The 9372-nt window shown below is 53.9% G+C and carries 6 protein-coding genes; 2 read left to right on the forward strand and 4 right to left on the reverse strand.

Annotation, left to right across the window (positions count from 1 at the left end; translation table 11 throughout):
- The first annotated feature begins 146 nt into the window (after nt 1-146).
- Nucleotides 147-2345: a cation:proton antiporter gene (locus tag H6F80_RS05030; RefSeq protein WP_190790507.1), complete on the forward strand. Its 2199-nt coding sequence runs from the start codon at nt 147-149 to the stop codon at nt 2343-2345.
- 1 nt (nt 2346) lies between these two features.
- Nucleotides 2347-2841, forward strand: a complete 495-nt coding sequence (locus H6F80_RS05035) for a hypothetical protein (protein WP_190790508.1) — start codon at nt 2347-2349, stop codon at nt 2839-2841.
- Nucleotides 2842-2928: 87 nt separating this feature from the next.
- Here the strand turns inward: H6F80_RS05035 and rppA are convergent, their stop codons facing one another.
- From rppA to groL, 4 genes are all read right to left on the reverse strand, one after another.
- Nucleotides 2929-3630 (reverse strand): two-component system response regulator RppA, encoded by a 702-nt coding sequence (rppA, locus tag H6F80_RS05040; RefSeq protein WP_190790509.1) that lies wholly within the window; start codon nt 3628-3630, stop codon nt 2929-2931.
- A gap of 273 nt (nt 3631-3903) precedes the next feature.
- Nucleotides 3904-4047 (reverse strand): hypothetical protein, encoded by a 144-nt coding sequence (locus H6F80_RS05045; RefSeq protein ID WP_190790510.1) that lies wholly within the window; start codon nt 4045-4047, stop codon nt 3904-3906.
- A gap of 116 nt (nt 4048-4163) precedes the next feature.
- Entirely contained in the window at nt 4164-7298 is a 3135-nt protein-coding gene (locus H6F80_RS05050; RefSeq protein ID WP_190790511.1) for a DUF4347 domain-containing protein, read from the reverse strand.
- A 629-nt stretch (nt 7299-7927) separates the two neighbouring features.
- Nucleotides 7928-9372, reverse strand: a 1445-nt coding sequence (gene groL / locus H6F80_RS05055; RefSeq protein ID WP_190790512.1) for a chaperonin GroEL, incomplete at its 5' end; no start/stop codon positions are given.

Genomic DNA, 9372 nt, shown 5'->3' on the forward strand with positions numbered 1-9372 from the left:
TCTAAGTTCGGGGGACTTTGAGGTCTGAAGGAGTCGGTTGGTTCCCATAGAATTGGGGCCTAGAGGGACGGTTCGGCTTACGGGGATTGCGTCTCAAACATTCTCAAAAAATGCTTGTTAGAAAAAACGTTTAAGCGGGGGCTGCCATGTCGATCGTTGTAATGGTTCTGCTGCAAGTCTTGCTGGTGATTGGGCTATCGCGCCTGATGGGTCTCGGGTTTCGGGCTTTACGGCAGCCGCTGGTGATTGGCGAAATTGTTGCCGGAATTATGCTCGGTCCTTCCCTGTTCGGCACGGTGGCTCCGACGCTGGCGAGTGCGCTGTTTCCACCAGAGACGATTCCGTTTCTGGATGTGCTGTCTCAGGTCGGCTTGATCTTTTTTATGTTTCTGATCGGGCTGGAGCTGAATCCCCGCTATCTACGCGGACAGCTCGAGACTGCTGTTTTGATTTCCCATATCAGCATTGTGGTTCCGTTTACGCTGGGCACGTTGCTGTCGCTGCTGCTGTATCCGCTGGTGTCAAACGGCAGCGTTTCGTTTACGGCGTTTGCGCTGTTTTTGGGGGCGGCGATGTCAATTACGGCGTTTCCCGTTTTGGCGCGGATTATTACTGAAAACAATTTGCAGAATACGAAGCTGGGAACGCTAGCTCTCACCTGCGCTGCGGTGGATGATGTGACTGCCTGGTGTGTGCTAGCTCTGGCGATCGCTGTAACTCGCACTAACAGTATGATTGCGGCTCTGCCTACGCTGATCGCAGCCGTGGTTTACATTGCCCTGATGCTGACGATCGGGCGATTGTTCCTGAAACGGCTTGCGAAATACTACGATCGCACAGGCAAACTGACGCAGTTCGTTCTGGCGGGAATTTATATGGGCGTGGTGGCTTCTGCGCTGATTACCGAGGTGATCGGGATTCACCTGATTTTTGGGGCGTTTTTGCTGGGAGCCGTAATGCCCAAAAACGAAGGACTCACCCGCGAACTCGCCGAAAAAACTGAGGACTTTGTGCTGACCTTTTTGCTGCCGATCTTTTTTGCCTATAGCGGGCTGAGAACCCAGATTGGATTGCTGAATCGTCCAGAACTATGGCTATTGTGTGGGCTGGTGCTGCTGGTGGCGATCAGCGGCAAGTTTATTGGAACCTATGCAGCAGGGCGGGTATGCGGCATGGCAAAACGAGAAGCGGCGGCGTTGGGCTGGCTGATGAACACCCGCGGGCTAACCGAGCTGATTGTGCTGAATATCGGCTTGAGTCTGGGCGTGATTTCGCCGTTGCTGTTTACGATGCTGGTGATTATGGCACTCGTTACCACGTTCATGACTTCGCCTTTGCTAGAAGTGACTTATCCGAAGCGGCTGATTCAGCAAGATTTAGTCGCCTCGCCGCCAGAGCAGCCGTCTCTGGTGTCTGCTTCGGTGTATCGAATTCTGGTTCTGGTAGCGAATCCTGACACGCAGCTTAGACTGGTGCAACTTGCAGCGGCAATTGCTGGGACTCAGCTTCAGCAGGCGATCGTGAATCCCTTAAGTCTGATTGAGCTGGAGGAAGACTACGCCTTTGAAAGCACTCCCCTGGAAGCCGATCGCCAGATTGCAGCCCGTCAGCAGCATCTTCAAACCCTGGTGGAGAGCTTGGAGCCAGCGGTGCGTCCTTTGATTCATTCGATCGTGCGGGTGGCAAATGATGTGGCGCGAGAAGCTGTTCAGGTGGCAGAAATGGAGCAAGCCGATTTGATGCTTGTCGGGTGGCATCGTCCTGCCTTCAGCACTAATTGCCTGGGCGGCCGAGTCGGGCAAATTTTGAGTCTGGCGAGAACCGATGTAGCGGTTTTTGTAGATTACCCTACGGGCAAATTTGCGGTTCAGCCCCAGTTGCCCCAGCTCAATCAGCTTTTGTTGCCTTATGTGCCAGATATTCACAGCGATTTGGGCTTGGAACTGGGACTGCGAATTCTGGCAGGTCGTCCAGAGAGCCATCTGACTGTGCTCTGTGTTACACCTTCCGATCGCGCCGTTGGCAAGACGGCTTTCGGTCAGCAGATCGATGATTTAAGCTATGAGCTTCGTACCACCCTTCAGCGGTTGCCTGCATTTCTGCGCGATCGCGTTCACTTAAAAGTAATTACCACGGTAGAACCAATGCGGGCAGTGGTCGAATTGTCGGAAGGCATGGATTTAACGATCGCCGGAGCCAATCGGGAGTGGGGCATCGAGCGACAAACCCTGGGGCAATATACCGATGAACTCGTGAAACAATGCCGATCGTCGCTGCTGATCACTCGCCGCTATAGCCGTGTTACGTCTCATCTCGCCCCAGTTCTTATGGAAAGAGAGGCTTAAAATGCACCAATCTGCAATTCGATCGCATTTACTGTTCTATGGTGGAATGATTACCTCAGTGTTCATCCTATTTCGCTTGACTGCTGCTTATGGAGAAGCCCGGCTGCAAGCCCCGCCCAATATCGACGGCATCTATTTCAGTTCGATCGCGCCTCCGGGCTGTCCGAATGACTCGCGCTTACGGCTAACTGTGCAGCAGTCAGGAATTTACCTCAACGGCTCGGTTGATCTCGTGCAGGCAAACGTATCACCCGAAATGCCCGATTCTACCAGTTCTGAAAAGCTGCCGCTAACAGGTCGCTGGAACCAGGAAGCAATGGCTCTTTCGGGCAACACCGATGCGTTAGCCGCTTGTCAGCCTTCTTCAAATTCGGTACTTATTAAGGGAACGATTGCCCCAAACGATCAGCTCACTGCAAGTCTGCAATCCGGCGACACGCCTGCCTGGAGCTTTACTGCCGATCGTCAGGAAAGATCTCAGACCCAGGAGCATTAGGAGCATTAGAAAAGGGTTAGAAATTTATAAAGGAAATTCATAAGGAATGAGTCTCCCCCTCGTCTCCCAATTCTGGAACCCCTGAAACTACCCTCGCCCCTCCCCTTCGATCGCCGACCCAAACCGATACCCCTTGCCATAAACCGTGTGGATTAGAGGTGTTTCACCGTCGGCTTCGATCTTGCGGCGCAGCAGGCGAATTTGGGCGGCTAAGGCATTGCTGCTAGGCTGCTCGCTCGTACTCCAGAGCTGCTGATGCATTTGGTCATGGGTCAAAAGCTGGTTGGGCGATCGCATAAAGTAGGCAAGCAACTGGCACTCTTTTTCCGATAGCTCAATTTTGCGTCCCTGGCGGTAGGCAAGCTGATTTTCCAGGTCGAGTTCCAGATCATTCACTTGTAGCCGTGTGGCAGGCTTCACTTCCAGCGTTGGCGGGCGGCGCAGCAGTGCCCGGACTCTTGCGAGGAGTTCGCGCAGCTCAAACGGCTTGATTAAATAATCATCAGCTCCCGCATCCAGTCCTGAGACGCGATCGTCGATCGTATCCTTCGCAGTCAGAAATAGCACTGGAGTGGTATCCCCCTGGGAGCGAAGCTGCTGGCAAATCTCTAAGCCCGTTTGCTGGGGCAGCATCCAGTCCAGAATCAGCAGATCGTAGCTTCCGGTAGCAGCCAGCTTACGTCCTTCTGAACCATCGTGGGCAATATCAACGTGATACCCCTCGCGCCGCAAAATTCGACTGAGGGGCTCGGTGAGTTCAACCTCGTCGTCAACAAGCAGAATTTGCATGGGCAGCCAGGAAGAGAACGTTCGTTGCTGTCAATTTCTCAATCTTAATATCCCTGAAATGTCCCTGATCAGCAGGAGGATAGAAATCAACGTGAGATGCGATCGGCATAAATCACGGGTCATGGGTCATTAGCTGTGGGTTACTTGTGCTTCGCGGATGACGAATGACCGACCACGAGACTAACCACGAATGACGAATGACGAATGACTGATGACGAATGGCTGATGACGCTTCCGTTATCCCTGGTTTGATACTGTCCTTCTGATGTCCTTCTACTGATCGAGCAAATTTCGAGATAGCGTCGTAAACCGAAGACTGCTCTGCCTGGCTTCCCTGCTGGTATCGATCGGGGTGGTAGCGATCGGGCTGGTTAGAAACAAGAATTCAATCAGCAGCCATTTCTGTGGAAGGGGCATCCTGCCCAGCTGGTTCGTAAGATAAATATCTTATTGAACTGGGCGGATGAGGATACCCCCACAAGCGATTGAGGCCGTTTCCTTAGCACATGATGCACCCTAGCTGACGCTATACCTTAGCTAACGATAAAGTTATTCGCGCTTAGGTCACTGGGAGCAACGCCTTGCAGCAGAACTAACCGGACAAATCCGTTTGCCGCATCGCCGTTGGCATCAACTCGAACAATCGTTCCTCTTGCAGTTTCCGCGAGGCGCACGTATTGCTGGAAGCGGTTTGGACTGCTGTAGCTGTCACCCTTGAAGAGGACTTTCAGGTCAATCCGGTCTTCCCGTTTAAAGTCAAGGACTTGATCAAGCCCGTGTCTTGCCGATCGATATAGGTAGGTATCCCGACCGCCGCCTCCGCTCATGACATCGCGACCGCCGCCGCCAACCATGACATCGTGACCCAGACCGCCGAGAATTCGATCGTTCTGAGAGCCACCCGAAATCCGGTCGTTGTCCCGGTTGCCAAGCAGCAGATCGACATCGCCATTACCGCGAATCCGGTCTTTGCCTCGCCGCCCGAAGACGGTATCCGTTTTTTCACCGCCAATCGCCCGATCGTTGCCCAGACCGCTGTTGATGAAGTCGCGTCCCTTTTGTCCCTCAATCCGGTCGTCATCTTGCTGACCGTTCAGGATGTCCAGGTTCGTGCCTCCTCGAATTCGATCGCGACCGCGACCGCCCATGAGGTTATCATCTCCGAACTTGCCTTCCAGCCGATCGTTGCCGCGTCGTCCCATTGCGGTATCGCGACCGCGACCGCCAAACGCCCGATCGTTGCCCAAGCCGCCGTCCAGGGTGTCAATGCCGTTGTTGCCGCGCAGGTCATCGTTGTTTTGCTGACCTCTGAGCCGATCGCCTGCCGCACCGCCCAACAGTCGATCGTTGCCCCGGTTGCCATTGAGTCGATCCGAACAGCCTGCACCCAACAGTTGGTCGTTACCCGGCTTACCCACCAGGCGATCGCGATCCTCGGTTCCAACCAGACGGTTGTTGCGGCGATTGCCTTTGAGCCTGACCCCTGGTTTGCAGCCGATTGGGTCGAGCAGTGAGTTGAAATTGAGCGTTACGGTTGCCGGAGTGGAGTCAGTTAGACCAGAGCGATCGGTTGACGCATAGGTGAAGCTGCCGCCGCTAAAGTTAGGACCCGACTGAAAGAAGATCTGTTCGATATCTGCTGCCGGAATCACCTGCCCGGCGGTAATTGCGCGACCTCCTGCGCCTGGCAAACCAAGGAACAGTGTGCCCTGAGCCGTATCAGGAACGGTGACAATGGTGAACGAAGCAACGCCATCCCCGGGATCTGGATCAGTTCCCCCCAGTCCAGGCAGATTGGTCAGCGTGTTTTGGGGCAGGTTAAACGGTCGATCGAACGTATCAGGAGCCTGGTTTTGCCCCGGAACTGGAATAGGACCAGGAGTATTTTGCAGCTGCAACGACACTGTGCCAGGCGTATCGCTTTCGCTGCCGAGGTTATCGATCGCAGTATAGGTGAATCCGCTGCCTGTAAAAGTGCCGCTCGACTGGAAAAAGACTTGCCCAATTTGCTCTGGGGTCAGCGTTTGCCCCGCAGTCAGCCGCACATTGCCCGCCGGATCTCCCAGGAACAGCGTTCCCTGGCTGGGGTCGGGCAGCGTCAGAATGCGATAGTTCGTCACGGTTCCATCTGGATCGCTTCCCCCCAGGTTGGGCACGTTGACAGCGCTATTAATCGGCAGTCCCGCAGCCGAGTTGTTGGTGAGCGGTGCAGAAGTCAGGGTCGTCACTGCCAGGTTACGGACTTCGTGGTTGGCGGTGGAGTCCCCTGTTCCGGCGGCAAAACCAAACTTAAAGAAGTCGGGCACTTCACCGTTGCCGGCTGAACGGGTGTTGTAGTTGGTAATGACCGCTTCTTGCGCGTCCAGGAAGTCGCCGTCGTTGTTGCCGTCGATCGAGACGTTGAGGATTCCATCGCCTGAGAGCGTGATCTGAACCCGCCGCGTCGATTGTTCGCGGTTGGTCGCCGTCACATTATTCAGCATGTAGTTGGTTGGGTCGATCGTTGTTCCAGTGAGGTACTGGTAGCCCGTCGCTTCTCGACCCCGCACCGCAACCGTATTGGGAAGCCGTCCATCGCTACCCAGCCCCGGCGCGCCTCCATTTCGCCCTTCGCCCCCGTTGGAGTAGTTGCCAAACGCATCAAACCCGACGCCTAGATAGCCCCCTGCCACCCCCGGAATACCTGTTCTTTGGGCGTAGCCTAAGGAGCCCCCAAACGCCCCAGCATTAGTTGAGTAAGGGGTGCTGCCGTCAATTAGGAAGAAGCTGATTCCGTCTGCTCCGGGAGGCAGCCCGTTTCTGGAGGTTCCGCCCCACTGAAACATATCAAAGGTAATGTTCAGACCCGCGCTGGAGCTAATGGGCTGGTTGTAGAGGACAAAGCCTGCCTGATCAAAGGTCGCGTTGGTGAGGCGCAGTACTCCTGCTCCATCAGGGTCGAGCAACTCGCCAGGGTTTCCTGGTAAGCCGCCTCCACTAGGAGGAACTTGAGGAGGGGCTGCGAACGGGAAGGGTCGAGCCGTCAAATAAGGCGCAACGGCAGAATTGCCAGCATCTCCTGCGCCCTGACCGACCCCTGATACCCAGGAGGTGGCTCCAGGGGCGACCTCGCTGCGCGTAAACGTTTCATTCACAAAAACAACGGGAGCCAAAACAGATTGAAAGTTAGCCATCGCAGTAGCAGAAAAAATAGAGGGGGATAAGATGGCTCCCACCGTTGATTCCAGTGTCCAATCACCACCCAGCTTAGCGTTGCCAGTTCGATTGGTGGAAGCCGCGATCGATGCACCCGTAAGATGGCTCAATTTCTGGATGAAAAGCTGTCCGATCGATCCGGCAGCGACTTCGCAGCCATAGAGTAAAACTTCTGCCCGATCAGTAAAAGCACGAATCCATTGACGAATCTGGTCTGTGTACTGAGACAGAGTTGCCATGCTCAGTTGCGCCGCGCCCAGGTAAAGTGTTCCTGGAGAGCCGTGCGAGAGCAGATGAATGCTTTGGATCGATCGCCGGTTGGCAAGAGCTTCGGTAATTTGCTCAATGCCGTCCCGATCTGCCTCTAAAACGATTACGTCAGCTTCAGCCGTGAGATGGTCTGTCAGACTGCGGTAATGATGCACCGATGGGTCAACAATCAGCAGTATTTTACTGAAATTGGCAGATGTCATAGCTCGTCATCCGAAACGAAAGTTCATTAAATCAATAACTGTGAAATTATCGACTACAACTGGGTAGTTCCGCGTAGAACGCAGTAATTTCCGCAAGATTTTGCTTGGCTCTTAGTTAAATTTAAACAGTTTCTATAACGGCTATTACGAAGATCCAGTTAATAAATTCTGCTTAATTTTAATTTGTCAATGATTTGCTTTGTAAACATTGCATTGAATCATTGAGAGTTGGAGCCGAGCGAATCAAATCGATAGAATCTCAGTGAATTCTTGCATAAATGACACTGGATTAAATTTATAGCAACTTTATCTAAATAAGTAAAATCTCTGTAGTTTAAATAGCAAGTTTATGTATTGAAATCAATCGCTATCGTAATTAAAGTGCAAACAGAGCAATGAGAGCAGCTCGACGAGCTAACGCCTCGCTCCATCTTGCTTGAGCGACAATTTCTATAGAACGAACGCAAACCATAAGCGCAAAAAAACGATCGCCCTCCGGGAGAACGATCGATCTTGAATAAGAAGGGCTTATCCTAACAGAGAAGTTACATTACCTTTCTGATTGGTTCAGCCCTCATTGAATTAAGAATTCAGTCGAAACTTAATTCACACAATCTTAGTAATCGAACTTAGTAATCGAAGTCACCGCCACCCATGCCTGCGCCTGCGGGAGCTGATTCCTTCGGTTCGGGCTTGTCTACAACGATGCACTCGGTCGTCAACACCATTCCGGCGATCGAAGCCGCGTTTTGCAGAGCCGATCGGGTCACTTTCGCCGGGTCAACGATGCCTGCCTCGAACATATCGACAAATTCGCCGCGAGCCGCATCATAGCCGACGTTGAAGTCCTTCTCTTTCACGCGCTCTGCGATCACCGCACCGTTTTGACCTGCGTTTTCAGCGATCCGCTTCAGGGGAGCCGCCAGCGCCCGAGCCACGATCAGCGCACCCGTCAGCTCTTCACCGCTCAGGTTGCCGTTTGCCCACTCTTCCAGCGAAGGCGACAGGTGAGCCAGAGTCGTACCGCCACCGGGGACGATGCCTTCTTCAACGGCTGCCTTGGTTGCGTTAATCGCGTCTTCCAGGCGCAGCTTGCGATCCTTCATTTCGGTTTCGGTTGCTGCACCCACCTTGATGACAGCAACACCGCCAGACAGCTTCGCCAGACGCTCTTGCAGCTTCTCTTTGTCATAGGAAGACTCGGTTTCTTCCATTTGACGGCGGATTTGCTCGCAGCGAGCTTGCACTGCCTTTTCGTTGCCTTCAGCCACGATCGTGGTGGTGTCCTTGGTGATCGTGAGACGGCGAGCGCGACCCAGCATATCGATCTTGACGTTGTCGAGCTTCAGACCTGCATCTTCGGTGATCACCTGACCGCCCGTCAGCACAGCGATATCTTCCAGCATTGCCTTACGACGATCGCCAAAGCCAGGAGCCTTGACCGCAGCCACGTTCAGTACACCGCGTAGACGGTTCACCACCAGGGTTGCCAGGGCTTCTTTCTCGATGTCTTCTGCCAGAATCAGCAGCGGACGACCAGAACGAGCGACTTGCTCCAGCACGGGCACGAGGTCTTGCACCAGCGTGATTTTCTTGTCGGTGATCAGGATGAACGGCTCATCCAGCACGGCTTCCATCCGCTCGGTATCAGTGGCGAAGTAGGGGGAGATATAGCCTTTGTCGAAGCGCATACCCTCGGTGACTTCCAGTTCGGTTGTCATGGATTTGCCTTCTTCCAGCGAAATCACGCCTTCGCGACCCACTTTCTCCATTGCTTCGGCAATCATGGAGCCGACTTCATCGTCGTTTCCGGCAGAGATTGAACCGACTTGAGCGATCGCCTTAGAATCTTCAACCTGACGAGCGTGCTCAGCAATCTTGCTCACCAGGAAGCCTGTTGCTTTGTCAATCCCGCGCTTCAGGGAGATGGCGTTTGCGCCTGCTGCAACGTTCCGCAGACCTTCTTTCACGACCGCGTGAGCCAGCACGGTTGCGGTGGTTGTACCATCCCCTGCGGCATCGTTGGTTTTAGAAGCTGCCTGACGAATCAGCGAAACGCCCGTGTTCTCAACGT

It is taken from the genome of Leptolyngbya sp. FACHB-711, assembly GCF_014695615.1.
GTDB lineage: Bacteria > Cyanobacteriota > Cyanobacteriia > Elainellales > Elainellaceae > Leptolyngbya_A.